Source organism: Bradyrhizobium commune, from assembly GCF_015624505.1.
In the GTDB taxonomy this organism is placed as follows: Bacteria; Pseudomonadota; Alphaproteobacteria; order Rhizobiales; family Xanthobacteraceae; genus Bradyrhizobium; species Bradyrhizobium commune.
Genome location: NZ_CP061379.1, coordinates 4,766,780 through 4,792,920 on the forward strand (window position 1 = coordinate 4,766,780; position 26,141 = coordinate 4,792,920).

At 64.5% G+C, this 26,141-nt stretch carries 21 protein-coding genes and 1 pseudogene; 13 read left to right on the top strand and 9 right to left on the bottom strand.

Going from position 1 to position 26,141, the window contains the following annotated elements; all coding sequences use genetic code 11:
• Positions 1 to 4: 4 nt before the first annotated feature.
• Entirely contained in the window at positions 5 to 1,309 is a 1,305-nt protein-coding gene (locus IC761_RS22610) for an LLM class flavin-dependent oxidoreductase (RefSeq protein ID WP_195798842.1), read from the top strand.
• Between the two features lie 15 nt (positions 1,310 to 1,324).
• Here the strand turns inward: IC761_RS22610 and IC761_RS22615 are convergent, their stop codons facing one another.
• From IC761_RS22615 to IC761_RS22645, 7 genes are read right to left on the bottom strand one after another with little or no spacing between them, the layout of a single operon-like run.
• The gene (locus IC761_RS22615) at positions 1,325 to 2,707 is read right to left on the bottom strand and encodes an amidase (RefSeq protein WP_195798843.1); all 1,383 of its coding nucleotides are present in this window, start codon (positions 2,705 to 2,707) and stop codon (positions 1,325 to 1,327) included.
• 3 nt (positions 2,708 to 2,710) lie between these two features.
• Positions 2,711 to 3,217, bottom strand: a complete 507-nt coding sequence (locus IC761_RS22620; protein WP_195798844.1) for a VOC family protein — start codon at positions 3,215 to 3,217, stop codon at positions 2,711 to 2,713.
• A gap of 12 nt (positions 3,218 to 3,229) precedes the next feature.
• Positions 3,230 to 4,432 carry an FAD-dependent monooxygenase gene (locus IC761_RS22625; RefSeq protein ID WP_195798845.1) on the bottom strand — a complete coding sequence of 401 codons (1,203 nt, stop codon included), beginning with the start codon at positions 4,430 to 4,432 and terminating at the stop codon, positions 3,230 to 3,232.
• Positions 4,433 to 5,548 carry a cyanuric acid amidohydrolase gene (atzD, locus tag IC761_RS22630; RefSeq protein WP_195798846.1) on the bottom strand — a complete coding sequence of 372 codons (1,116 nt, stop codon included), beginning with the start codon at positions 5,546 to 5,548 and terminating at the stop codon, positions 4,433 to 4,435.
• A complete protein-coding gene (locus tag IC761_RS22635) occupies positions 5,545 to 7,890 on the bottom strand; it encodes a xanthine dehydrogenase family protein molybdopterin-binding subunit (RefSeq protein WP_195798847.1) in 2,346 nt (781 codons plus the stop codon). The genes atzD and IC761_RS22635 overlap by 4 nt, the downstream gene beginning before the upstream one ends.
• Entirely contained in the window at positions 7,887 to 8,375 is a 489-nt protein-coding gene (locus IC761_RS22640; protein ID WP_195798848.1) for a (2Fe-2S)-binding protein, read from the bottom strand. The genes IC761_RS22635 and IC761_RS22640 overlap by 4 nt, the downstream gene beginning before the upstream one ends.
• Positions 8,368 to 9,243, bottom strand: coding sequence for an FAD binding domain-containing protein (locus IC761_RS22645; protein ID WP_195798849.1), 876 nt, complete (start codon positions 9,241 to 9,243; stop codon positions 8,368 to 8,370). The genes IC761_RS22640 and IC761_RS22645 overlap by 8 nt, the downstream gene beginning before the upstream one ends.
• Positions 9,244 to 9,441: 198 nt before the next feature.
• Here IC761_RS22645 and IC761_RS22650 point away from each other — a divergent pair, with 198 nt between their 5' ends.
• Genes IC761_RS22650 through IC761_RS22665 form a run of 4 tightly spaced genes read left to right on the top strand, consistent with a single transcriptional unit; the run spans position 9,442 to position 13,333 of the window.
• The gene (locus IC761_RS22650; protein WP_195804739.1) at positions 9,442 to 10,275 is read left to right on the top strand and encodes an ABC transporter ATP-binding protein; all 834 of its coding nucleotides are present in this window, start codon (positions 9,442 to 9,444) and stop codon (positions 10,273 to 10,275) included.
• Positions 10,265 to 11,188, top strand: a complete 924-nt coding sequence (locus IC761_RS22655; protein ID WP_195798850.1) for an ABC transporter permease — start codon at positions 10,265 to 10,267, stop codon at positions 11,186 to 11,188. The genes IC761_RS22650 and IC761_RS22655 overlap by 11 nt, the downstream gene beginning before the upstream one ends.
• Positions 11,188 to 12,309 carry an ABC transporter permease gene (locus IC761_RS22660; RefSeq protein WP_195798851.1) on the top strand — a complete coding sequence of 374 codons (1,122 nt, stop codon included), beginning with the start codon at positions 11,188 to 11,190 and terminating at the stop codon, positions 12,307 to 12,309. Before IC761_RS22655 ends, IC761_RS22660 begins: the two co-directional genes overlap by 1 nt.
• Before the next feature lie 34 nt (positions 12,310 to 12,343).
• Positions 12,344 to 13,333 (top strand): ABC transporter substrate-binding protein, encoded by a 990-nt coding sequence (locus tag IC761_RS22665; RefSeq protein ID WP_195798852.1) that lies wholly within the window; start codon positions 12,344 to 12,346, stop codon positions 13,331 to 13,333.
• Between the two features lie 50 nt (positions 13,334 to 13,383).
• Here the strand turns inward: IC761_RS22665 and IC761_RS22670 are convergent, their stop codons facing one another.
• Positions 13,384 to 14,094, bottom strand: a complete 711-nt coding sequence (locus tag IC761_RS22670) for a GntR family transcriptional regulator (RefSeq protein ID WP_195798853.1) — start codon at positions 14,092 to 14,094, stop codon at positions 13,384 to 13,386.
• Between the two features lie 167 nt (positions 14,095 to 14,261).
• Between IC761_RS22670 and IC761_RS22675 the strand changes: the two genes are divergently transcribed.
• The 8 genes and pseudogenes from IC761_RS22675 (at position 14,262) to IC761_RS22710 (ending at position 24,796) form a co-directional block, all read left to right on the top strand.
• Positions 14,262 to 15,536: an aminotransferase class III-fold pyridoxal phosphate-dependent enzyme gene (locus IC761_RS22675; RefSeq protein ID WP_195798854.1), complete on the top strand. Its 1,275-nt coding sequence runs from the start codon at positions 14,262 to 14,264 to the stop codon at positions 15,534 to 15,536.
• Positions 15,537 to 15,630: 94 nt separating this feature from the next.
• Positions 15,631 to 17,166 carry an ABC transporter substrate-binding protein gene (locus tag IC761_RS22680; protein ID WP_438265144.1) on the top strand — a complete coding sequence of 512 codons (1,536 nt, stop codon included), beginning with the start codon at positions 15,631 to 15,633 and terminating at the stop codon, positions 17,164 to 17,166.
• Positions 17,167 to 17,250: 84 nt separating this feature from the next.
• Positions 17,251 to 18,171: an ABC transporter permease gene (locus IC761_RS22685; protein WP_438265029.1), complete on the top strand. Its 921-nt coding sequence runs from the start codon at positions 17,251 to 17,253 to the stop codon at positions 18,169 to 18,171.
• Between the two features lie 24 nt (positions 18,172 to 18,195).
• Positions 18,196 to 19,051, top strand: a pseudogene (locus tag IC761_RS22690) (ABC transporter permease); the annotation flags it as partial.
• Positions 19,052 to 20,041 carry an ABC transporter ATP-binding protein gene (locus IC761_RS22695; RefSeq protein ID WP_195798858.1) on the top strand — a complete coding sequence of 330 codons (990 nt, stop codon included), beginning with the start codon at positions 19,052 to 19,054 and terminating at the stop codon, positions 20,039 to 20,041.
• Positions 20,038 to 20,997 carry an ABC transporter ATP-binding protein gene (locus IC761_RS22700; protein WP_195798859.1) on the top strand — a complete coding sequence of 320 codons (960 nt, stop codon included), beginning with the start codon at positions 20,038 to 20,040 and terminating at the stop codon, positions 20,995 to 20,997. The genes IC761_RS22695 and IC761_RS22700 overlap by 4 nt, the downstream gene beginning before the upstream one ends.
• 40 nt (positions 20,998 to 21,037) lie before the next feature.
• On the top strand, positions 21,038 to 22,435 hold the full coding sequence (locus IC761_RS22705) for an amidase (RefSeq protein ID WP_195798860.1): 1,398 nt from the start codon (positions 21,038 to 21,040) through the stop codon (positions 22,433 to 22,435).
• A 54-nt stretch (positions 22,436 to 22,489) separates the two neighbouring features.
• On the top strand, positions 22,490 to 24,796 hold the full coding sequence (locus tag IC761_RS22710; protein ID WP_246791302.1) for a penicillin acylase family protein: 2,307 nt from the start codon (positions 22,490 to 22,492) through the stop codon (positions 24,794 to 24,796).
• Positions 24,797 to 24,935: 139 nt separating this feature from the next.
• Here the strand turns inward: IC761_RS22710 and IC761_RS22715 are convergent, their stop codons facing one another.
• Positions 24,936 to 26,132: a CaiB/BaiF CoA transferase family protein gene (locus IC761_RS22715; protein WP_195798861.1), complete on the bottom strand. Its 1,197-nt coding sequence runs from the start codon at positions 26,130 to 26,132 to the stop codon at positions 24,936 to 24,938.
• Between the last annotated feature and the right edge of the window lie 9 nt (positions 26,133 to 26,141).

The following is a 26,141-nucleotide window of genomic DNA, read 5'->3' on the forward strand; positions in this document are numbered from 1 at the left end:
TGCCATGAAACGACAGATGCGTCTCGGCCTGTTCATCCTGGGCACCGGCAGCCACGTCGCGGGCTGGCGTTATCCCGGTGCGGTCGACAGTTTTCAGGATTTTGCGGCGATCCAGGAGATCGGCCGCACCGCCGAACGCGGCAAGTTCGACCTGATTTTCATCGGCGACAATCTCTATGCCGACGCGGCCGCCCATCCCTCCTACACGCTGCGGCTCGAACCGCTGACGATGCTGGCCGCGCTTTCGACCTCGACCAGCCATATCGGCCTCGGCGCCACTGTGTCCACCACCTACGGCGATCCGTTCTCGGTCGCGCGTGTCTTCGCCTCGCTCGATCATATCTCCAACGGCCGGGCGGCATGGAACGCGGTGACGACGGCCAATCCGGCGACGGCCGCGAATTTCGGTACCACTCATCCCGACCACGCCCGCCGCTACGAGATGGCGGGCGAATTCCTCGACGTGGTCAAAGGTCTCTGGGACGGCTGGGCAGACGATGCCATCGTCGCTGATCGCGCCAGCGGCCTCTACATCGATCCGGCCCGGCTGCGCCCGATCGATCATGACGGCGCGTTCTTCAAGGTGAAGGGCCCGCTCAACATCGGCCGCAGTCCGCAGGGCCACCCGGTCGTGCTCCAGGCCGGCGGCTCGGAGGCCGGACAAGCTCTTGCCGCGCGCACCGCCGATATCGTGTTCTCGGTGGTGCAGGACATCGAGGAGGCCAAGGCCGGTTACGCCTCGCTGAAGACCCGCCTGCCGGCATTTGGACGCAGGCCCGAGGATGTCACGGTGCTGCCGGGCGTCATGCCCGTCGTCGGCCGCACCGACAAGGAGGCATTCGAGAAGCTCAACGTGCTCCAGAGCTTTGTCAGCGGCAGCAATGCACTCGCCATCCTGTCGGACCGCTTTGGCCGGGACATGTCAGCTTACGACCTCGACGGGCCGATCCCGGACATCGCGCCTTCCGACAGCTATCACAGCTTTGCCAGCGTGATGCTCGCCAAGGGCCGCCGCGAGAACATGACGCTGCGCGATCTCTACAATCTCACTGCCGCCGCTCGCGGCCATTGGGTGCTGTGCGGCTCGGCCGAACGTATCGCCGACACACTCCAGCTCTGGTTCGAGGAGCATGCCGCCGACGGCTTCAACGTCATGCCCCCATATTTTCACGAAGGCTTCGAGGATTTCGTCAAGCTCGTGGTGCCAGTTCTGCAAGAGCGCGGCCTGTTCCGGAAAGACTATGAGGGAACGACGCTACGCGATCATCTCGGCCTGCAACGCCCGAACAACCCGTTCTTCAACGGCTGAACAGACGCGGCCAAGCTAGCCCAACGCTTCCGGCCAGCGATGCGCGAACAGCCTGCCCTCTTGCGCGCTCGCGAAGTTGAGCAATCTCCTGTCGCGGTCCCGCGCAGCTATCAGCTGCAACCCAACGGGAAGCGCACCATCGTCGACGATACAGGGCAAGGACATCGCAGGCAGCCCAAGAGCATTTGCGATCGGCGTGAACACGGCATGGCCGCGCGGGCCAACCGTGCAGCCGTCGATCGCGGTGGGATGGGGCTCTCCGGCAGGCCACGGCATGGCTGCGGCGGCCGGCGTCAGCAGAAAATCATATTGCGTGAAGAATGCATCGAACGATCGCTGCAACCCGGCGACGCGATCCAGCGCATCAAGATAGTCGCGCGCACTGTGCTTGCTGCCCGCCGCGGCCATCTCCGCGATGGCAGGCGCAACCTTGTCTTTCCAATCGTGATGCTGGTCCAGAAGCCAGGCAACGCCGGTCTGGCTGATGACCGGCCAGATCTCGGCCAGCGGATCGGCCAGAGTGAAGGATGACAGCGTCTCGATGTCGAGGCCCAGTGCGCGCGCTTGCGCGACCGCCCGCTCGATCGCATCGCGGATGACGGGCTCGACCGGTGCGTCGCCAAAGGTCGGCGCATAGGCAATGCGGGGCCGCGGCAGCGCGGACTCCTCGAGCGTCGCCCTCCATTCCGGGCCGCCAATCACATCCATGCTGCGAATGATATCCCCGACGCAGCGTGCGATCGGGCCGATGACCTCGAACCCGCCCAGGATCGCCGGAAAGCCCTTGCCGCGCGGCACGGTGTCGCGTGAGGGCTTGAAGCCGACGAGGCCGGTATGCGCGGCGGGCCGCCGGATCGAGCCGCCGCCATCGGTGCCGAGCGCCAGCGTGCACATGCCGCTGGCGACCGCGGCGACCGCGCCGCCACTCGAGCCGCCCGGCGTCAGCGCCGGATTCCAGGGATTGCCGGTGGTGCCGAAGAGCATGTTATCGGTGTAGCCGTGCACGGTGAATTCCGGCACGTTGGTCTTGCCGAGGATCACGGCGCCCGCCTCACGCATCCGACGCACCGGCAACTCGTCCTCATCCGGCACAAAGTCGCGATAGAGCTTCGAGCCCCAGGTCGCACGCAGGCCGGCAACCAGGATGTTGTCCTTGACCGTGATCGGTACGCCGTCGAGCGGGCTTGCGGGCTTGCCGTCCCGCCAGCGCCTGCCGCTCGCGTCCGCCGCGGCGAGTGCACCCGGCGCGTCCAGCGTGATCACCGCGTTCAGGCGCGGATTGACTTCGTCGATATGCGAGAGCGTCGCCTCGATCACCTCACGTGGTGAAGTGCCGGCTGCATAGGCGAGTGCGAGCTCGTGCGCCGACAACGTCCAGAGCGGGCCAGTGTCGACCATGGGTCACGCGAGCTTCGGGTAGCTCGGCTTGTCGAAGAAGCTCGCGCCCGCGACATATTTGCGCCCCGGCGACACGTCCGGCTTCTCCTCACCCTCCCCACCGCTTTCGAACGTGAGCTCGAGCTGCACGCCGGAGGGATCGTAGACGAAGAGCTGCCACAGCGACGTGCCGGGCACGATGAATTCGCGCCAGTCGAGACCGGCGGCTTTGAAGCGCGCAACATAGGAACGGTAGCCGGAGCAGGACAGCGAGACGTGGTCGATCGCGGCGGTCCCTGCCGGCGCCTTGCCTTCCGCGCCCAGCGCCGGACCGCCAGCATAGACATGGATGATGGCGAGGCCGCCGGGCTGGGTGCAGCCAAGCCAGGCACCAGGATAGCCGAAATCAGGTCGGGGAAATTCGCGCAGACCGATGATGTCGACCCAGAATTTCCGGGTCGCGGCAAGATCATCGGTCTTGAGCGCGATGTGATAGAGGCCATGCACGGTTGCAAGCGGCAGATCGGTCATCTCAACGTCTCCTCATGCCTTGTTGTCCACGAGCGGCAGGCCGATGTCACGATACAGCGTCTTCAGCTTGCTGAGAAACGGCTGTTCGGTCTTGTGCCGCGTACCGGCGACGGGATCAGCGCCGGCGAGCACGGTGTCGGTCGCCGCCCACGAGAACTCCATGACAAAACGCATGCGATCGCGCCGAAGCGCCTCGATCTCCTGGCACCAGCGTGCAGCGTCGCGCTGGCCGGCTTGATGGCGCATCGCGATCAGGGCCGCGGCACAGGCGGCGTCCTCGATCGCCTGCGTCGCGCCCTGGCCCAGCGTCGGCACCATGCCATGCGCGGCGTCACCGAGATAGAGCACGTTGCAGTCGGCAGCACGGTAGAGCGCGTCGTGCTCCTGCATCCGCGCCCAATGGGTGTCGGCAACGTTGCCGGCCAGCTGATCGATCAGCCAGCCGGCCTGGTCGCTCACCGGTGCATGCTGCGGCGTATAGGTCGCGCGCAATGTGTCCGGCGTCTTCATGTGATCGGGGATCTGTCCCTCGATCGGAAAGGTGCCGGCGACATAGACGTGATCCGGCGGTACGCGGAAGGCCAGAAGCCGGTTCGGCCCGTTGAACCATTGCCCGTAATCGTCGATCAGGCCGCGCGAGGTATCAGGCACCAACAGTCGGGAGATCGCAACTCCGGTGAGCCGTACCGGCGCCTCACCCGATATCGTCCGTCGCACCTCGGAGTAGCGGCCGTCGGCCGCGATCAGGAGATCGATGTTCTCGAGCCGATGCCGGCGTCCGTCTTGCGTCCACGCGACCGCCGTCTTGCGCGGATCGGAGGCCGCGCGCGCGATCTCCGTGATCTCGCAGCCATAAGCGACGTTGTCGCCGGCCGCTTCGCGCAGGACGCGATAGAGCTCGGACCAGCGGATACGCCAGCCCGGTCCGTCGGCGACATCCTTCAGCGCGAGATCGAACAGCACGGTGCCGTCGGTCAGCGAAATCCGCCAGTTCGACCAGGCGAAAGCCGCCGCAGTGACCCGCGCTGTCAATTCGGGATCGGTCGCACCCAGCGCCTTCACCGCGTTCGGCCCGACATTGAGCCCGGTGCCGGCCTCGGAATGGTCGTCCTGCGTCACCCGCTCCAGGCACGTGACCTCGACCCCGTCGAGGGCAGTGAGCCGGCGCGCCATCACGCATCCCGCAACACCGGCGCCGATGATGACGATCCGCATCTAGTCACCTCCGCTCTGCGCGGCGATGACCGCGATCAGGCCGCCGCCGTCCGGCCCCTGGTGCTCGGCACCGCCGGAGACGAAGATGCGGCCATCGCCGATCACGCCGGCGACAAGACCCGCGACCGCACCGCGGATGTGACGTTGCGCGTTGATGTCGGTATCGTCGAGCATGGTATGGCGGTGGCCGCGAACATTGCCGCGCCGGTCCGGCTCGCATTTGACCAGAATGGAGCTGATGCGCGTGAGGTCGGCGGCGGAGACTTGCGGCGCGGCGGCAATGCCGAGATCGGCGAGCACGTCGACAATCGCGCCGATATCGAGCGCGTCCGCCATTGGCCGATGCGCGATGCGCAAGTCGCCGGCCCAATGTGAGCTGTTGCCGAGCACGACGACCTCGTTGCTCTCGACCTCGACGCCGGAGGAAATGCTGGCTCGCGGCGACTGGACGGCGAAGTCGGACAGGAGCGAGGCGTCGGTGAAGTCGCCCGCCTTGATCTCGCCGAGCCCGAGCGCGACGCCAAAGGCGCCGGCGGCGCGTGCAAAGGCCATCGACTTGTTGGGATCGTTGGTGAGCGGCGTCTTGCCCGCGGCGATCGCTGCCGCAGCGCGCGCGACCGTGACGCAGGGGCACTTGACCTGGACGAAATGCACATCCTCCAGACGCTCGATACCGGCATTGGCAATCGCCTGCCGTACCGTCGCTGCCACGCTCTCGACATGCGCACGCCGCCCGACATTTTCCGCGGCGAGCGGTGCGCTGAAGGCGGTCCCGATCGCGAGCCTCGCGGCGCCCGTTGGTGTCGCATCGGTCTCGGGGATGCAGAACACACTATAATGCGGGCTCATCACGCCCTCGGTGCCGCCTGAGAGCACGCAGGGGATTTCCCGGATCAGTTGCGCGGCTGGCTTGCCGAGATGCTTCGACAGCAGCGCCATCAGCGTCTGGGTAAAATAGCCGCGGGTGAAATCGTTGACGCCGCCATTGCCCTCGGTCTTGCCGATGATGGCCGCGACGTCGGAGGCCTTGATGGTGCCGCGTACGATGAGCTCATCCAGTTCGGAGAGATCGCCGGGATGGGCCATCGACAGGCGAAACACGCGCGCCGTTCTCATGCCCCCTCCTGTCGGGTCAATTCGAACAACCGGCTCGGGCTCAGCGGAATCTCCAGAAGCTCGACCTTCCGCGCGGTGAGCTGCAGCGCATCCTCGATCGCCTGCGCGAACAACGGCCCGACCGGAATGGCGCCGGCCTCGCCTGCGCCCTTGATGCCGAGCGGATTGAGTGGCGACGGCGTCACCGTGTGGTCGAGCTCCATACGGGGCACTTCGAGCGCAGTCGGCAATAAATAATCGGCGAGCGAGGCGTTGAGCAACTGGCCCTGGTCGTCGAACGAAAGCTTTTCGTAAAAGGCATTGCCGATGCCCTGCGCCACGCCGCCATGGATCTGGCCTTCGAGGATCATCGGATTGATCACCGTGCCGCAGTCGTGGACCACGACGTATTTCAGCACTTTCAGCTCGAAGGTCAGCGGATCCACCTCGATGATCGCGGCATGCACGCCGTTGGCGGTCGAGCCGCTCGGCGGGCCGAAATATTGCGTCGATTCGAGGCCGGGCTCGGTGCCTGGCTTCACGGCGCCGCGCATCGGGTTGGCGCGTTGCGCGAGCTCGCCGAGTCGGATGAATTTGCCGGGCACGCCGACGATCGAGACTTTGCCGTCGGCGACGACGAGATCTTCCTCCGCGCATTCGAACGCATCGGCCGCGAGCTTCAACGCTTTCCGCCGCACCGCTTGTGAGGCCTCGCTGACGGCGTTGCCGGCCACCACTGCGCCGCGGCTCGCAAAGGTGCCGGCGCCCCAGTAGAACTGGTCGGTATCGCCGGTGACGATGTCGACATCGGATGGCGCGACGCCGAGCTGATCGGCGACGATCTGGGCAAAGCTGGTAAAATGCCCCTGTCCCTGGGTGCCGATGCCGGTCGCCACGCTGACCTTACCGTTGGTCTGCACCTGCACCTTGGCGCCCTCGTAGGGCCCGATACCGGTGCCCTCGACATAGCAGGCAATTCCGATGCCGACGCAGCGGCCCTCCTCGCGCAACTTCGGCTGCTCCTCCGTCAGGAAGCGCCGGTAGCCGATCGCGTCGAGCGCTTTGGTCAGCACCGGCTCGTAATTGCCGCTGTCATAGGTCAGCGGCGCAAAGTCCTGGTAGATGATCTCGTTGTTGAACGGAAACGCATCCGGCGGAATCAGATTGCGCCGCCGGATCTCCGCCCGGTCGATATCGAGCTCGCACGCGGCGAGGTCGAGCAGGCGCTCGATCACGAACACGCCGTGCTGGCGGCCGGCGCCGCGATAGGGCGTCACGATCGGCAGATTGGTGAACACCGCCGTGAAGCTGCTGTCATAGGCCGGGATGACATAGGGCCCTAGCAACGTGCACTGGCTATTGATCGGCACGGTCAAGCCGTACGGATTATAGGCGCCGGTGTCGTGCAGGAAGATGTCCTTGACACCGAGAATGCGGCCGTCGGCTGTGAGAGCGATCTCAGCATCGTGGATCTGGCCGCGCTCATGCGTGGTCGCGACGAAATGCTCGAGCCGGTCCTCGATCCATTTCACCGGACGATTGAGCCGCATCGAAATCCAGGGAAGCGCCACCTCCTCCGGATAGAACATCATGATCTTGGGGCCGAAGCCGCCGCCGACAAAGGGGGCGATGACACGCACCTGGCGCTCGCCGAGGCCGAGCATGGCGGCAAGGCCGTTGCGGATGAAAACCGGCGCCTGCGTCGTATCCCAAATCGTCATCTGCGCACCGCGCGCATCCCACTGCGCGACGACGCCGCGGGTCTCGATCGGCGACGAGATGCCGTGCTCGTAGTGGAAACGCCGCTTGAGTACGAGATGCGCGCCAGCCGCCGCCTTGCGATAGTCGCCCTTGGCCTGGTGCACCTGAGCTGCGACGTTCGAATTGAGATCATCGTGCACGAGAGCTGACGACGATATCAGCGCAGCCTCAAGATCGACGACCGCGGCAAGCGGCTCCAGCTCGACGTCGATGTCATCCAGCGCGTCCTCGGCAAGATACCGGCTTTCGGCCACGATCACGGCCAAGGGCTCGCCGGCATAGCGAACCTTGTCTCGCGCCAGCGGCACCTGGGTGCGGGGATTGAAGACGCTGCCGGCAATCGGAGGCGGCTGGACCAAGAGCGGACCGGGCTGCCAATAGGCGCCGTAGTCATCGGCCGTATAGACCGCGACGACACCCGCCCGCTGCAACGCGCGCGAGGTGTCGATGCTCTTGATGCGTCCGTGCGCGGCCTGGCTGCGCAGGAATGCCACGTGCAACATCCCCGGCAGCTCGACGTCATCGACGAACAGCGCCTGTCCGGTGAGGAGCTTTCGGTCCTCATTGCGCTTGACCGGCGCGCCGAAGAATCGCGTGGTCATGGCGCGGCCTCGCGCAGCTTTGCGGCGGCATCCATCATCGCATCGACGATATTCTGGTAACCGGTGCAGCGGCAGAGATTTCCGGACAGAGCCTCCCGTATCTCATCCTCGGACGGCGACGGATTCTCCTTGAGATAGGCCGTCATGGTCATCAGGATGCCGGGCGTGCAATAGCCGCATTGCAGGCCGTGATGGTCGTGCATCGCCTGCTGCACCGGATGCAGCTCACCGCTCGGCGAGGCCAGCCCCTCGATCGTCGCGAGCTCGCGACCGTTGGCCTGCACCGCGAGCATCAGGCAGGAGCGCACAGGATCACCTTCGAACAGAATGGTGCAGGCGCCGCAGACGCCGTGCTCGCAGCCGACATGGGTGCCGGCGAGCCCGAGCTCATGCCGCAGGAAATCGCTGAGCAGCATGCGCGGTTCGACTGCGCGACGATAGAGCGTGCCGTTGACCCGCAGCTCGATCTGGTGGCTGTCAGGCATGACCGGCTCGCTGATGTGCCGTACGCAGTACGCGCTGAGTCAGAACGCCGGCGACATGACGCTGGTAGTCGGCGGAGGCGTGGACATTGCCGAATGGCGCGATCATCTCCTGCACATGGCCGGCGATGGTCTCGATGGCCTCACCGGTCAAGCGATCACCGACGATCGTCGAGGCAGAAGCACTTGCATCGACGGGCGTCTCCCCGACGCCGCAGAGCGCAATCCGCACCTCGGCGCAGCGCCGCTCGTCATCCAGCGACACGACCGCCGCGACACCGGCAATGGCGAAGTCGCCGCGACGGCGCGCAATTTCCATGAAGCAGGCGCCGCTGCGCGGGCGCCGGGCCGGATAGGCGACGTCAACCAGCATCTCATCGCTGCCGAGATCGGTCGTGAGCAAGCCGACGAAGAATTCGGACGCCGCCACAAGCCGTTCGCCCGATGCCGATTTGATCCGCATCTCGGCCTGCATGGCGACCGCGAGCGCCGGCAATTCGGAGGCGGGATCGGCATGCGACAGGTTGCCGCCGATGGTGCCGCGATTGCGGATCTGAGGATGGGCAATGTGTGGCAGCGCGTCGGCAAAAAGTGGGCAGGCCCCCAGGAAACCGGCATCACGCTCCAGCGTCCGGTAGCGCGTCAGCGCGCCGACCCTGACCTTGCCCGGCTCGGAGCGATCGATCCCGGAAAGCTTGGTCAGGCCGTTGACGTCGATCAGCAGCTCGGGGCGCGCCAGGCGAAAATTCATCGCAGGGATAAGGCTTTGCCCGCCCGCGAGGAACCGCGCCTCGTCGCCATATTCGGCCTTCAGCGCAAGCGCGTGGTCGAGCGACGACGCCGCAACATATTTGAAGGGAGCAGGCTTCATATGGCTCGCATATCGAGGGCTCGCGCGATTGTTGCGAAAGCGAACACGAAACTATCTGCTGTGAACGAGGCAAGTCAAAAGCCCCTCGCCCTGCAATTGCTTCGAAATCGGACAAAAACCTGCTTATTATGCGTCCCGCCTGCGCAAACATTGGGCGCGCAACCACAATCCGCATTTGCGACAATATTTCGCATGGCCATGCCAAAGCCAAGTCTTTCCACATCCGACGAGCCGGTTGCTGCCCCCGCACCGAAGCGGCCCGTGGTCGATGCACAAAACATCTCACTCACCTTCGACACGGCGGACGGCCGCGTCGAAGCGCTCTCCAACGTCAACCTGCAGGTCGTCGAAGGCGAGTTCGTCTCCTTCATCGGCCCGTCAGGTTGCGGCAAGACCACGATGCTGCGGGTGATCGCCGATTTGCAACAGCCCTCCTCCGGCACGCTGACGGTCAACGGTATGAGCGCGGAAGGAGCCCGCCTCGCGCGCAGCTACGGCTATGTGTTCCAGGCGCCGGCTCTGTTTCCGTGGCGAACCATCGAGAAGAACCTGAAGCTGCCGCTGGAGATCATGGGCTATTCCGAGATCGAGCAGCAGCAACGGGTCGAGCGCTATCTGTCGATGGTCAACCTCACCGGCTTCGAGCGCAAATTTCCCTGGCAGCTCTCCGGCGGCATGCAGCAGCGGGTCTCGATCGCCCGCGCATTGTCCTTCGATCCGCCGCTGCTTCTGATGGACGAGCCGTTCGGCGCACTCGACGAGATCGTACGCGATCACCTCAACGAGCAGCTGCTGCAGCTCTGGAAGTCCACCGGCAAGACCGCCCTGTTCGTAACCCATTCGATTCCCGAAGCAGTGTTCCTGTCGACCAAGATCGTGGTGATGTCGCCGCGCCCGGGCCGCATCATCGATATCATCGACTGCGATTTCCCGGCCGACCGATCGCTAGAGATCCGCGAGACGCCGGAATTCCTGAAGGTGGCGCAGCGCGTCCGCAATGGGTTGCGCGCGGGGCACTCCTATGACGAGTAACGCCCTCGCTCTGCCTTTGCGCAGCTCACGCTCGCTGCGGGATCATCCTCTGGTCGCGGGTTACGCGCCGGTCCTGACAATGGTGCTGGCGCTCGTCGCGATCTGGTATGTCGCGGCCGTGGCCATGAACTGGTCCCTGGTTCGTGACGGCTTCGAACGCGAGGAGACGCCGTACACGACGAGCGACGTGCTCGCTGGCACGATGGACGCCGAGCGGCCGCTGCTGCCGGCACCGCACCAGATCGCCTCCGCGTTTCTCGATTCCGTGTTTGGCTATCCGCCATTCGCCCCGCGCAGCCTCGTCTATCATTCGCTGGTGACGTTGTCGGCGACATTGCTCGGCTTTGTGCTCGGCGCGCTGTTCGGGATCGTGCTGGCGCTCCTGATCGTGCACAGCCGGGTGCTGGAGCGGAGTCTCCTGCCCTGGATCATCTGCTCGCAGATGGTGCCTGTGCTGGCGCTGGCCCCGATCTTCATCGTGGTGCTGGGAGCGCTCGGCTTGCACGGCCTGCTGCCGAAAGCAATCATCTCGGCCTATCTGTGCTTCTTTCCCATCACGATCGGCATGGTCAAGGGCTTCACCTCGCCCGACCCGCTCCAGCTCGAACTGATGCGGACATGGTCGGCGACGCCGCGCCAGGTGCTGTGGAAGCTGCGCTGGCCGGCGTCGGTCCCCTATCTCGTCGCGAGCCTCAAGGTCGCCGTCACCATCTCGCTGATCGGCGCCATCGTCGCGGAACTGCCAACGGGCGCGGAGGCCGGCATCGGCGCGCGGCTGCTCTCGGGTTCCTATTACGGTCAGACGATTCAGCTCTGGTCCGCACTGGTCGCTGCCGCCGTGCTGTCATCCGGCTTGATCGCGCTGATCGGACTGATCGAGCGCACGATCGGCCGCCGCATGGGAGCACATTGATGGATCCGCGCAAGCTGAGGCTGGGATTCATCGCCGCAACCGCCGCGCTGGCGCTTGCTTCCGCGCTTCCACTTGCACCACAAACACCGCCCTTGTCGGCCTATCCAGCCGTCTGGCCAATCGTCGGGGCGGCCGGCGCATTGTTCATGGTGGCTGCCTGGCTGTCGGACTGGCGGGCAACGATTCCCGGTCTCGCCGGTGCGGCACTTGCCGCCACGGCGTCGCTGCTGCTGCTGAGCGATCCGGCCGTGGCGGGATCGGCGCGCGCGGGCTTCTGGATGATCGTGATCGCCTGCTGGCTATCGGCGGCCCTCGGCGTGATCACTCTCGCCGGAATGCACCCGGGCCGGGGCAAGCGGCAACGCGTCGTCGGTCTCCTGGTCCCGCTCCTGTTCGGTCTCACCGTGTTCTATCTCTGGGAGGTCGCGGTGCGCGGCTTCGGCGTGCCGCCGGTGCTGCTGCCCTCGCCAAGCGCGGCGGGAGCGAAATTCGTCCACTCGTTGCCGACGCTTGGCGCCGATTTCGTCCAGACCTTCGTGCGCGGCGTGCTGGCCGGTTACGTCATCGGCTGCGGTGCCGGGCTTCTGGTGGCGATGCTGGCCCATCGCTACGCCTTTCTCGGCCGCGGGCTGTTGCCGCTCGGCAATTTCTTCTCGGCGCTGCCGCTTGTCGGCGTCGCCCCGATCATGGTGATGTGGTTCGGCTTCGACTGGCCTTCGAAGGCCGCCGTCGTCGTGCTCGTCACCTTCTTTCCGATGCTGGTGAACGCGATCGCCGGGCTTAACGCCGCCGGCCATATCGAGCGCGACCTGATGCGCTCTTACGGCGCCACCCATTCCCAGGCGCTGACCAAGCTGTACCTGCCGGCTGCGCTCCCGTTCATCTTCAATGCGCTGAAGATCAACGCCACACTTGCCCTGATTGGCGCGATCGTTGCAGAGTTTTTCGGAACTCCGACGCAGGGCATCGGATTTCGCATCTCCGTCGAGGCGGGCCGCATGGCCATCGACATGGTCTGGGCGGAGATTGCGCTGGCCGCCCTCGCCGGAATGGCCTTCTACGGCATTGTCACGCTCGCCGAACGCGCGACAACATTTTGGCATCCGTCCTACCGGACCTAGATCGGCAAGGTCCGCTTTGAATTTGGAGTCTTGCATGAAGCACGCATTGGCACTGGCGGCAGGTCTTTCGCTCGGCCTGACGCTTTCGAACGCACAAGCAGCCGATTCCGTCACCATCCAGCTCAAATGGGTCGCCCAGGCCCAGTTCGCCGGCTACTTCGTCGCCAAGGACAAGGGCTTCTACAAGGAGGCCGGTCTCGACGTGACCATCAAGCCGGGCGGGCCGGACGTGGCACCGCCACAGGTGCTCGCCGGCGGTGGCGCGGACGTCACGGTCGACTGGATGCCGTCGGCACTCGCCTCGCGTGAAAAAGGCGTGCCGCTCGTCAATATCTCGCAGACCTTCAAGAAGAGCGGCCTGGAGCTGACCTGCCGCGCCGACACCGGCATCAAGAAGCCCACCGACCTCAAGGGCAAGACGCTCGGCATCTGGTACGGCGGCAACGAATACCCCTTCCTGTCCTGGATGTCGAAGCTCGGCTACAAGACCGACGGCTCGGCCGGCGGCGTCAAGGTGATCAAGCAGGGCTTCAACGTCGATCCGATCCTGCAAAAGCAGGCCGACTGCGTCTCGACCATGGCCTACAACGAATACTGGCAGGTGATCGACGGCGGCTTCAAGCCGAGCCAGCTCGTCGTCTTCAAATACGAGGACGAAGGCGTCGCTACGCTCGAGGATGGTCTCTACGTGCTGGAGAAGAATTTGAAGGATCCGGCCTTCGTCGCCAAGATGGCAAAGTTCGTCAAGGCGTCGATGAAGGGCTGGGAGTACGCCAAGGCTCACCCGGATGAGGCCGTGAAGATCATTCTGGCCGGCGACTCGACCGGCGCAAAGACCGAGAAGGATCAGAAGCGGATGATGGGCGAGATCGCCAAGCTGCTCGGCGAAGCCGACGGCAAGCTTGACGTCAAGGACTACGACCGTACGGTCGCGACCCTGATGTCAGGCGGCTCCGATCCGGTCATCACCAAAAAGCCCGAGGGCGCCTATAGCTTCGCCGTCTACGAGGCGATGAAGAAGTGATGCCACGGAGGACGGGGCGCTCGCACGTCCCGTCCTCCCGGCGATTCCGATCAGATCGTTGCGGCATCCGGCCGCGACGGCGTCACGCCGGCTTCGATATCCTGAAGCAGCTGCAGCAATCTGGCGCCTCCCTCCATCAGATCGGCCTTGATCGACTGCTTCACCGCCTCGGGATTTCTTGCGGCAAGACCGTCGAGCACGTTGAGATGCTGATGCCGTCCCGGATAGGTCGGGGTCGCATGCGGATACAACATGTTGAGCAGAGGACCGTTGCGGAGCCAGATCGTCTCGATCATCTCAAGCAGCTCGGGTGCGTCGGCAGCCTTGTAGAGCGTATGGTGGAATTGCCAGTTCACCTGCACGGCCTCGCGCCAGCGCCTGCCGCGTTCGGCAGCGACCAGCGCCTGATGATACTTCTTGAGATTAGCGATATCGGCCTTGGAGATCCGGGTGGTCGCGCGTTCCGCGGCCAGTCCTTCGAGCAAAATCCGGATGCCGCGTAGTTCCTCGTACTGAGCCGCGCTCAGGCGCGCGACCTCGATCAAGCGGCTTGCCTGCATGTCAAGCACCCGCGCGCGCACCAATTGCATCAGCGCTTCCCGGATCGGCGTTTCGGAGACGCCCATCGCCTCGGCGAGCTCGCGGATCTTGAAACGGTGACCCGGACGGAATCGTCCCTCCATCAAGGCGAGCCGCAATTCCCCGAACACACGGGCCGTCAGGTTGTCGCGGCCGACCAGACCGACAGCATCGTTGGACATCGAGGGGCCTGCTTTCCAGTCGAAGGCGACCGATCTCTATGCGTGGTCTGCACGTCTGCCCGCGGTCTTTGCACGATCAAAAGGCGAGAAAGGTCTTCGCAGTTATGATATATCATATATTGTGTTGGTGTCGCAACGGCGCCGCCGTCCGACACGAGGGACTTGCCATGGCACCTGATGACAGCTCATCCAGGCTCCTTTCGCAGGACGAGGCGTTGCGGGCCCGAGCCTTGAAGGTCATTCCCGGTGGCATGTGGGGCCACATGAATGTCGCTCGGCTGCCTCCCGGCTATCCGCAGTTTTTTCGCAGCGCGAGTGGCTGCCGCCTCCGGGATATGGCGGGCACCGAATACGTCGACCTGATGTGCGGCTACGGGCCGATCGTGCTCGGTTACGGCGATCCCGATGTGGAGGCTGCAGCCACGGCGCAGCGTGGCCGTGGCGACTTGATGACCGGGCCGGCTGAATGCCAGATCGAACTCGCCGAGCTCGTGGTCGAGACCATTCCGCACGCCGACTGGGTGCTGTTCGCCAAGAACGGCACCGACGCGACGACGGCCTGCGTGACCATCGCGCGTGCGGGCACGCAACGGCGCAAGGTGCTGGTGGCGAAAGGCTCCTATCACGGTGCCGCGCCGTGGTGCACGCCCTCGCTGGCCGGCGTCACCGCGGAGGATCGAGCCCACATCCTGCACTTTGATTATAACGACGTTCCGAGCCTGGAACTAGCCGCCGACGAGGCCGGCTGCGACCTCGCAGCAGTGCTGGTGACGGCGTTCAAGCATGACGTGAGGCGCCACCAGGAGGCGCCGACGCCCGCGTTCACACACGCGGTGCGGAGGATCTGCAACGCGGCCGGTGCAGCGCTGATTCTCGACGACGTCAGGGCGGGCTTTCGCCTTCACACCGGCGGAAGCTGGGAGCCGTACGGCGTGCGGCCCGATCTGTGCGCCTGGAGCAAGGCGATCGCCAACGGTCATCCGCTTGCGGCGGTGACCGGCACCGATCGCTTTCGCGACGCCGCGCAACAGGTTTATGTCACCGGCTCCTTCTGGTGCTCGGCTGTACCGATGGCGGCAGCAATTGCCACCATCAAGAAACTGCGCGCGACCGGTGCGATCGCAACGATGGAAGCCATGGGCCACCGTCTACGCGACGGGCTCGAGGCGCAGGCACGCGCGCATGATATACGGTTGCGGCAGACCGGGCCGGTCCAGATGCCGATGATCATGTTCGAGGACGATCCGGATTTCGTGCTCGGTTATCGTTTCGTGCAGGAGGCCCTGCGGCGCGGTGCCTACATGCATCCCTGGCACAACATGTTTCTGTGCGCTGCACATCAGGCCGACGATATCGATCGAGTCCTCGAGGCGACCAACGAAGCCCTCAAGCAGGTGGCCGCTCTGGTCGACCGGCGCCAGTCTGCGAAAGCGGTCCAGTGAACGCGGTGCGGGCATCCATGCGGGTGAATGACGACTGATACGCGAGCTCAACAGGAAGGCAGTTGTAATGACAAGCTTTTCGGCCATGTTTCGTATGATCACCGCGTTGGGCCGGTTGACTGCCCTGCTCGGCGCGCTGGCGACTCCGCTCCATGCCGCCGAACCCAACCGTGGGGGCAGCCTTGTCTATGCCTATCTCTCGGGCCCCGGCACGCTCGATCCTCATGTTGCCTCGAGCCTCGTCGAACTCGAAGTCATTCACCACTTGTTCGAGCCGCTGGTTGCGATCGACAATAACTATAACGCCAGGCCTGTCCTCGCCTCGAAAATCGAGACCAGTGCCGATGCCACGGTGTTCACCTTCACTCTCCGCAAGGGGGTGAAATTCCACAATGGCAAGGAGATGACGTCGGCCGACGTGCTTGCGTCGTTCGAGCGCTATCGCAAGGTCAGTCCCAACGCCTCCGTGCTCGCCGATGTCGACGGCTTCGAGACGCCCGACCCATACGGCTTCGTGATCCGGCTGAAGAAGCCGAACGCTGTGTTCGTCGACGTGCTGAAATCGCCGGTCTATCCGTTCGAGATCTTGCCAGCCGAGCAGAAGGACAAGGCGGCGCGCGAGATCGACATCATCGGAACCGGTCCGTTCATGCTTGGCGAGTGGGTGAAGGACAGCCATCTCGTCATCAAGCGCTTCGACGGCTATGTCCCTGACGAGAGCGCGCCCGGGCCGGATGGTCTGGCCGGGCGCCGCACCGCCTATCTCGACCAGGTCCGCTATAATTTCGTGCCCGAAGCGAACGCTCGCGTCGCCGCATTGCAGACCGGCAACGCCGACGTCATCGGCGACGTCCCCCGCGATCTCGCCAAGCGTTTTGACGGCCAGGCCAATATCACGACGCAGCAGATTTTCCCCTATTGCATGCAGGTGTTCGTGGTGAACACGCAGGCGGCGCCGACCACCAATCCGCTGGTCCGCCAGGCGATCGAGGCGGTGGTCAATATCGACGACATCACCGGAGCCATGGGACAGATCTCGCGACCGGGCCATTCGCTGGTGTATGCGTCGAGCCCCTACTATCAGGGCGATGCGATGAAGCCCTATTACGACCAGCGCAATCCGGCCAAGGCCAAGGAGTTGCTGAAGCAGGCCGGATACAACGGCGAGAAGATCGTGCTCCAGACGAATTCCAACTACCCGAACTTCCGCGACGCCATCCTGGTCTTGTCCGAGCAGATGAAGGACGCCGGCTTCAACGTCGCGGTCGATATCGTCGACTGGACCACCAACGCGAGCAACATGCAGCGCGGCACCGGGGTCTGGAATGTATCCACCACCGGCTATTGCTCGAATCCATTGCTCGGTCCGCAACAATGGAAAGTGATGTTCTACACCTTCCCGCACGTCAAGGACGACCACGTTCTCGACGCTGCCTATGACGCGTTCTACGCTTCACTTGACCCGCAAAAGCGCATCGCGGCCTGGGCCGATATCGAGAAGCGTGTGCTGGAGCAAGCCTACATGATCAAGATTGCCGATATGGGCACGATGCGAAGCTACAACGCCGCCAAGGTCGTGAATTTCATGCCCTACTATATCGTTCATTTCTGGGACGTTTGGCTGAAGTAGCGTCGTAGGCAAAGCGCCGGGCTGGGCAGGAACGAAAAGCATCGTATCGGGTATCTCATGTTTCGCACGATTAGCGTCCGTCTCATGCAATCCATACCGGTCCTGCTGCTGGTTGCAGTGCTGTCTTTCATTCTGATGCATCTGCTGCCGGGAGATCCGGCGGTGGTGATTGCCGGAGCCGATGCCACGCCCGCGGCGGTTGAACGAATTCGTCGTGAACTGGGCCTCGACCAGTCGATCTGGCGACAGCTGTTGTCCTGGTTCCTCAACCTGGCACAGGGCAAGTTCGGCAGCTCGCTGGTGCTGAACCAGACCGTGCTCTCCGCAGTTGGAGAGCGTCTGCCGGTGACGTTGTCGCTGGCCGCCCTGTCGCTCGCGATCACCTTGCCGATCGGTATCGCTCTCGGCATCCTGGCCGCCTACTTCCGGAGCAGCTGGATCGACGCGGGTGTCATGGCGATCGCACTGATCGGGGTCTCGGCCCCGAGTTTCTGGATCGCGATTGTGTCAGTCATCTTGTTCAGCGTGAAGCTCGGATGGGTCCCGTCCGCAGGCTACGCTCCGTTGCTGACCGCGGGCCCCGGCGCCTGGTTCGCCTCGCTGATCCAGCCCGCCATGGTGCTCAGCCTGTTTCAGATCGGCTTCCTGGCGCGCATGACGCGCTCGGCGATGCTCGATGTGCTCGAGCAGGATTTCATCCGGACGGCGCGCGCCAAGGGCGTGAGCGAGTGGCGAACCGTCGGCAAGCACGGCTTCCGCAATGCTCTGGTCGCCGTGGTGACGGTCAGCGGCATCATCCTCAGTCTTCTGATCGGAGGTTCGGTCGTCGTGGAGCAAGTGTTTGCGCTGCCGGGCATCGGCCGGCTCGTAGTGCAGGGGATCATGGCCCGCGACTATCCGCTGATCCAAGGGACCATGCTGTTGTTCGGCTTCGCCTTCGTGCTGATCAATGTCGCCGTGGATATCATCTATACCCTGGTCGATCCACGGGTGCGCTATGACTGACGTCGTACTCGCCGCTCCGTCGACCCAGATACTGGCGGAACGCCGGCGGTTTCGCGTCCTGCGTAAGCTCGCCGCACACCGGTCGTTCAAGATCGGACTGGTGCTTGTCACCGTCCTGGCGCTTTGCGCGATCATCGGGCCGATGCTGACCGGCACCGATCCGACGGCCATGAGCATTCGCTATCGATTCAAGCCGCCGTCGGCGCGCTTCCCGTTCGGCAGCGATCAATACGGACGGGACATCCTCACGCGTGTGCTGTATGGCGGCCGGTTGTCGCTGTCGATCGGATTTTCAGTGGCCCTTCTCTCAGGCGTCTTCGGCGCCATGATCGGCGTCATAGCAGGATATTTTCGAGCGCTCGATCCGTACGTCATGCGATTGATGGACGCGCTGATGGCGTTCCCGGCGATCCTGCTTGCCATCGGTATCGGTGCGGCCCTCGGCGCGCAGGCCGGCAGCATTGTCGTGGCGCTCGCGGTCGCCTATGTGCCTCGGACCGCTCGGATCGTGCGTGCGTCGGTACTGGTCATTCGCGAGATGGAATATCTGCAGGCCGCGCGGGTGAGCGGTGCCGGCGACGCGCACATCATCGTCAAGCACGTGCTGCCCAATTGCCTCGGACCGCTGATCGTCCAGCTGACCTTCATCTTTGCCTACGCCATTCTCGCGGAGGCGACGCTCAGCTTCCTCGGCATCGGCCCGCCGCCGCCGGCTCCGAGCTGGGGCAACATCATCGCCGAAGGGCGTGACTACTCAGTCGAGGCGTGGTGGGTGATGCTGTTTCCCGGCCTCGCGGTCAGCCTCGCCGCACTCGGCATGAACCTGCTCGGCGACGGGCTACGCGACGTGCTCGATCCACGCTTGAAGATCGAAACTTGAATGGCCCAGCAAACCCTTCTGAGCGTCGAGAACCTCACGGTCCAATTCCGCGGCGACGCCGGCTGGGTGAATGCCGTCGAAGGCGTCGAATTTGCCGTTCGCGCCGGCGAATGCCTCGGCATCGTCGGCGAGTCCGGCAGCGGCAAGAGCGTCAGCGCCCTTTCGATTCTCAGGCTGCATAGCCGTGCTAACACACGTTACCCATCGGGAACGATCCGCTACGACGGACATGATCTTCTGACCGTTTCGCAACGCCGGCTGCGCCAGGTTCGCGGCGGGGAGATCGCGATGATCTTCCAGGATCCGATGTCTTCGCTCAATCCGGTCCTGAGCATCGCCGACCAGATCATGGAGCCGTTGCGCCAGCATCAGGGGCTGTCGGCACGAGCTGCCCGTCGCGAGGCCATCGAGCTCCTGGAGATGGTGCGGATTTCCGACGCCTCGCGCCGCATCGACGATTACCCTCACCGGCTCTCCGGCGGAATGCGCCAGCGCGTCATGATCGCCATCGCAGTGGCGTGCCGTCCCAAGCTTCTGATCGCAGACGAGCCGACCACCGCCCTCGATGTCACCATCCAGTCCCAGATCCTGGAATTGCTGCGCGAGTTGCAGCGCGAGATCGGCATGTCGGTGATTCTGATCACCCATGATCTCGGCGTGGTCGCGGAGTTCGCGCAGCGTGTCGTCGTCATGTATGCCGGGCGGGTCGTCGAATCCGCTACCGTCCCCGCCCTGTTCGAACGGCCGGTGCATCCCTACACTGAAGGCCTCATCCGCGCCGTGCCAGATCCCGACTCGGACGTACGCCGGCTCGCCACCATTCCCGGGAACATCCCCGATCCGGCGACGTCGATTGCAGGGTGCCGGTTCAATCCGCGCTGCCGCGAGGCGATCAAGGCCTGCCTGACAGAGCCGCCGACGCTGATGGACGCCGGTGCAGGGCATTTCGCGCGCTGTCCGCCGCGCATCGCCGGGGGAAGAACCGCATGAGTGCAGCTCCCATCGTCGCCGTGCGCGAATTGGTGAAGACCTTTGCCGCGCGAGGGGTGTCGTTGCGTGCCGTCGACGGTGTCAGTTTCGATGTCGGGCAAGGAGAGACGCTGGGCCTCGTCGGGGAGTCGGGCTCGGGGAAATCCACCACCGGACGCATCCTGGTCGGGCTCGAAGCCGCGACCAGCGGTTCAATCAAGCTGTTCGACCAGGAGGTTTCTCCGGCGAGCGGCAAGGCTGCACTCAGGGCAGTGCGTCGACGGCTGCAATTCGTGTTTCAAGACCCGCAGAACTCGCTCAATCCCCGCATGCGCGCGAAGGATGCAATCGCAGAGCCGCTCGATGTTGCGGGCGGTCTGTCGCGCGCCGCGCGCCATGATCGTGTTTGTGAACTACTGGAGATGGTCGGTCTGCCGCGTTCGTGCGGCGACCGCTTCCCCCACGAGTTTTCCGGCGGCCAGCGCCAACGCATCGGCATCGCGCGCGCGTTGGCGCTGAGGCCGGACTTCATCGTCTGCGACGAGCCGGTGTCGTCGCTCGACGTCTCGATGCAGGCGCAGATCGTCAATCTGCTGCTCGACCTCCAGGAGCGGCTTGGCCTCAGTTATCTCTTCATCGCCCATGATCTCGCGGTGGTCCGCAGCATTTCGGCGCGGGTGGCGGTGATGTATGCTGGCAGCATCGTCGAGATTGCGCGCAAGCACGACCTATACACCTCTCCCCGGCATCCCTACACGCAGGCGCTGCTTGCGGCGATCCCGCGTGTCAAGCCGAACAACGCCCGCGCCGCGGTCGTGACCGGCGAATTGCCGAGCCAGATCGACACGGTGCCGGGCTGCACGTTTCATCCGCGGTGTCCGTTCGCATTCGGACGCTGTCGAGCCGAGAAGCCGAAGCTGCGCGAGATCGCGCCAAGCCATCTCGCCGCCTGCCACCTCCACGAAGTCCCCGCCTGACGGCTGCCGCCGCCGCTTTGCCGATTGATGGAGTTTTGAGATGACTGATCGCGATCTTCTCTTCATGCCCGCCACGGCGGCCGCAAGCCTGATCCGCAAACGCGCTTTGTCTCCGGTGGAGTATGTCGACGCCGTGCTTGGGGCGGTCGAGCGGACGCAACCGACGCTCAATGCCTACGCGACGGTGACCGCTGATGCGGCGCGGGCGCAGGCTCGGGTTGCTGAGCAGGCCGTCATGGCCGGCGAACGGCTCGGGCCGCTGCACGGCATTCCCATCAACATCAAGGATCTCTTTGCGACCAAGGGCGTGCGCACGGCGCATGGATCGGCGATCCTTGCCGACAATGTTCCCGCGCAGGACGACATCCTTGTGACTCGCCTGAAGAACGCGGGCGCGATCATGGTGGGGAAATCGACCACACCTGAATTCGGCCACAAGGGCCACACTGACGGACCGAGCTTCGGAACGACGCGCAACCCCTGGAATACCGCGCACACCGCAGGCGGATCGAGCGGTGGCGCGGCCGTCGCGGTCGCGGCCGGACTTGGGCCGCTGGGTCTCGGCACGGATGGCGCGGGATCGATCCGCATTCCCGCGGGGGCCTGCGGCGTCGTTGGACTGAAGCCGACCACCGGCGCGGTGCCCTATGAGCAGACCTCGGATTCGTTCTTCAACTATGCCGCAGCCGGTCCGTTGACGCGCACCGTTGCCGATGCGGCCTTGATGATGAACAGCCTGGTGGGTCCGTCCACGCTCGATCCCTGGTCGCTCGGTGCGCCCGACAACGGGGCGCTGACGCCCAGCCTGATCTCGGAGGATTTGTCGGGACTACGGATCGGATATCTCTCCGCGATGGGCGATTGCAGCGCAGACGTTGCGGCAAACGCCAAGGCCTCGCTCACAGCCCTCGCAGCGCTTGGCGCAGAGGTCGAAGAAGCCGGCGCTGGGATGGACTGGATTGCGGGCCCTGCCCGGCTGATGTACCTCGCCAACCTGAACGTCTATTTCGGCCACCATCTGGAAAAATGGCGCGACCAGATGGACCCGGTCCTGGTGGAATGGATCGCAGCGGGCAGCCGGGCGACCCTGGTCGATTTTCGCAAGGCCCAGATCGCTCGTTCGCGGCTCTATCGTGCCGTGCAGAAGCTCCTGGAAGATTATGACTTCCTTGTCACGCCCACCTTGCCGACGACCGCGATTGCAGCCGAGACCGGCAAGACCGTCGATGCGTTGTTCAATCGCGGTTGGAACGCTTTCGTCTATCCGTTCAACCAGAGCGGCAATCCGGCGCTGTCGGTGCCGAATGGTTTTGGCGCGGATGGATTGCCGACCGGCCTGCAAATCGTCGGCCGATGGTGGAAAGACAATGATGTTCTGCGCCTCGGTGCGATCCTCGAACGGAGTCGCCCCTGGGCCGATCGACGGCCGCCCACTTGAAGAACGATCGGACGAAGCCTCTACCTGCAAGCCTGACAAGACGGGGAGAAGAGCGTGGCAAACGCTACCAATGACGGACCTTCATGCCTGCCTCAGATCAAAGGCACCGTCGTGCTGCATGGTCTCGAGGACAAGGCGGACGTCCATCGCGATGCCTGGGGCATCCCGCACGTCCGCACACGCGGGACAGCAGATGCCTTCTTTGCGCAAGGCTATGTCCATGCCCAGGACCGGCTCTGGCAGATGGACGCCGCACGCCGGCGCATGCTGGGCCGTTGGGCGGAATGGGAGGGCGGCGCAGGTGTCGCGGCGGATACGCTGGCGCGGCGGCTCGATGTCGCGGGCGCGTCGCAACGCGACTTCGCCGGTTTGTCGGGCGAGGCGCGCGCAATGCTCGAAGCCTATGCGAACGGCGTCAACGCCTTCCTGGCGCAGGGCACGCCGTTGCCGTTCGAGTACGACCTGGTCGGAGGCGATGTCGAACGCTGGGAGCCGTGGCACTGTATCCTCGTGATGCGGCAGCGCGGCTATCTGATGGGCTCGGTCTGGTTCAAGCTGTGGCGCGCGGCGGCCATGCGCAGAATCGGACCGGATCACATCGCCAAGCTGCGTTACGATGATGGCGGCCAGGATGTTCTCGCCACGCCGCCGGGCGCGGAAGGCAGGCGCTGGACCGCCGCGCTGCAGGATCTGGCGCCAGCGATCGAAGCACTGGCAGCGCTCGCGGGGCCGGAGGCCACCGATGGCGGCAGCAACAATTGGGCGATCGCGCCGTCGCGGACCGCGACCGGCCGGCCGTTGCTGGCCGGCGATCCACATCGCGTCTTCGAGATGCCGAGCCTGTATTCGCAGTTCCACCTCGCCTGCGACGCCTTCGATGCCATCGGGCTTTCGGTACCCGGCGTGCCGGCATTCCCGCACTTTGCCCATAACGGCCATGTCGCATTTTGCGTGACTCACGCCTTTGTCGATATCCACGACGTCTATGTCGAGAAGTTCAAGCCCGGCGACGCATCCTGCTACCTGTTCCGGAACGAATGGCGCAACAGCGATGTCCGTCATGAACGCATCGGAGTTCGCGGTGGGCCTGCCGTCGATGTCGAGGTGATCGCGACCCACCATGGGCCGGTGATCGCTGGCGATCCGCATCAGGGAGCGGCATTGACGCTGCGGTCGGTGCAGTTCGCGGAACTTGATCGGTCGTTCGATTGCCTGCTGCCGATGCTGCGCGCCGGAAGCGTCGACGCGCTCTATGAGGCGACGCGCGGCTGGGGCCTGATTGATCACAATCTGGTCGCGGCCGATACCAGCGGGCGGATCGGAAATCTCGTGCGCGCCATCGTGCCGCGGCGCCCGCGACTGAATGGCTGGCTGCCGGTGCCGGGCTGGACGGGAGAGTATGAATGGCAAGGTGTCATCCCCTGGGAAGATATGCCGCGCGCCTTTGACCCGCCGGAAGGCTTTCTGGTCACCGCGAACAACCGTGTCGTCACCGACGAGAATCCGGATTATCTGTGCACCGACTGTCATCCTCCGTACCGAGCCAAACGGATCGCTGAGCGGCTGACCGAACTTCCAGCCGCGACCGCTAACGACATGGGCAGCATCCACGCCGACACGCACAGCTTCACAGCGCGCGAATTCATTGCCCGCCTGAACCGGCTCCCCGCGATCGAAGGACCTGCCGCCGCGTTGCGCGACCTCATCGTCAATTGGGACGCACGCATGGCTGCCAATTCAAAGGCGGCAGCAGCCTATGCGCGGACACGACGCGAGCTTGCGCGTATCGTGCTCGATCGATCCGGTTTGAGCGCGGTGTCGCGAGATCCCGTCGCCCAAATTGCCCCCGGCGTGGCGCCGCTCAATCAGATCTGGTGGGCACTCCCGTCATTGCTGCGCAACGACGATACCGCGTTGCTCGGCGGTTGGGATTGGGATCGCGCTCTGACGGCGGCGCTCGAGCGCGCCGCGGAGGCCGACAAGGACAAGACATGGTCGGAGCTGCATCACGTCCGCATGTCGCATCCGTTGTCGGCGGCCTTCCCGCGGGCGGCATCGCAGCTCGAACCGCCAGGGCTTCCGGCTGGCGGCGACAACGATACCGTGATGGCCAATGGATGCTATTGGGCTTCGTCAGGCCTCACCGCAGCCTATGGCGCGGTCGCACGCTATGTCTTTGATGTGGGTAACTGGGACAACAGCGCCTGGGTCGTGTTTCATGGCGCGTCCGGGCACCCCGCGAGCCCGCATTTTGCTGACCAGCATGCATCATGGGCCTCCGTCCAGATGGTTCCGATGTTGTATGACTGGGGCACGATTACGAAGGCCAGCGACCAGCTCGTGCTGAAGCCTTCCACGTAGGTCCTTCGAAGCGCCCCCTACCCGTCAATCAAATTGACCTAGAGGAAGGGCACCAATTTGGGAGCGCACCGGGCCCGAACCTGGGACCCGCTGATCAAGAGTCAGCCGTGGCTTAGGTATGCGGCTTCGCCTCACTAGACTAGATGACCTTCCGGCCGGCCAGCGCTTTGATTTCGTCATCCGAAAGGCCCAGCCAGCTCTGATAGATGTCGCGATTGTCCCGACCTATGTCGCCGGCGGATTCACGTAACTGCGTGCGATCGACGGTAAAGCGAGGCACAACGTTCGCCATGGCAACCGAGCCAAAATCGCGGTCGGGAACGCGGGTGATCATCCCACGCGCTCGGGATTGCGGATCGGCAGCGATCTGATCGATCGCGTAGATCGGCGCCAAGGTGCCCTCCTCAGCCGCAAAGGCGGCAAGCACGTCCGCAAGCGTATGATCACTGCACCATTGCGAAAAGATCGCGTTCAACTCAGTCGAATGGTCGACGCGGCGGGCATTGTTGGAAAAGCGCGGATCCTCGATCAGGTCCGGCCTGCCAATCGCCCGGCAATTCGCGGCGAAGAGCGCATTGGTCGATCCGGCAAGCGTGACCCAGCGATCATCCCGGGTCCGGTAGACGGCTGCCGGCGCGGAATAGGCGTTGGCGTTTCCGATGCGACCGCGCACATCCCCCAACTGGTCGAACTCGATGGCCAAGACGTCGAGCAGGCGGAAAACCGCCTCGGTCAGCGCGAGGTCGATCTCCTCGCCGGGCGCATCCGGGTCTCTTGCCCGCTTCCACAGCGCCGCAAGCACGCCGACCGCACCGAACAGGCCACCGATGGCATCACCGATCGGATATCCTGGATGCATCGGCTGTCCGTCGGCGTCACCGGTGATGTAGGTGAGCCCGCCCATGGCCTCGAAAATCCGCGCGAAGCCGGGCCGGTCGCGATAGGGCCCGTCCTGGCCGAATGCAGTCGCACGCAGGATGACGAGACGCGGCTGGAGCTGCCACAATACCTCTTTCGACAGTCCCCAACGGTCGAGCGTGCCGGGACGAAAATTCTCGATCAGTACGTCGAAATACGGCAGCATCCGCTTGAACAGCGCCACGCCTTCCGGCTTGCGAAGGTCGAGCGTTGCGAATTTCTTGTTGCGGTTCACCGTCTTCCACCACAACGGCTTGCCGTCCTTGAACGGGGGAAAGGCCCTCACGCCGTCGCCCTGTCCGGGCATTTCGAGCTTGAGGACATCGGCGCCGTAATCCGCCAGCAGCGTCGCGGCGAATGGCGCAGCCACGATCGTCGCGATGTCCAGGACCTTCAACCCATCGAGCGGCCCACTCATCTCTGTTCC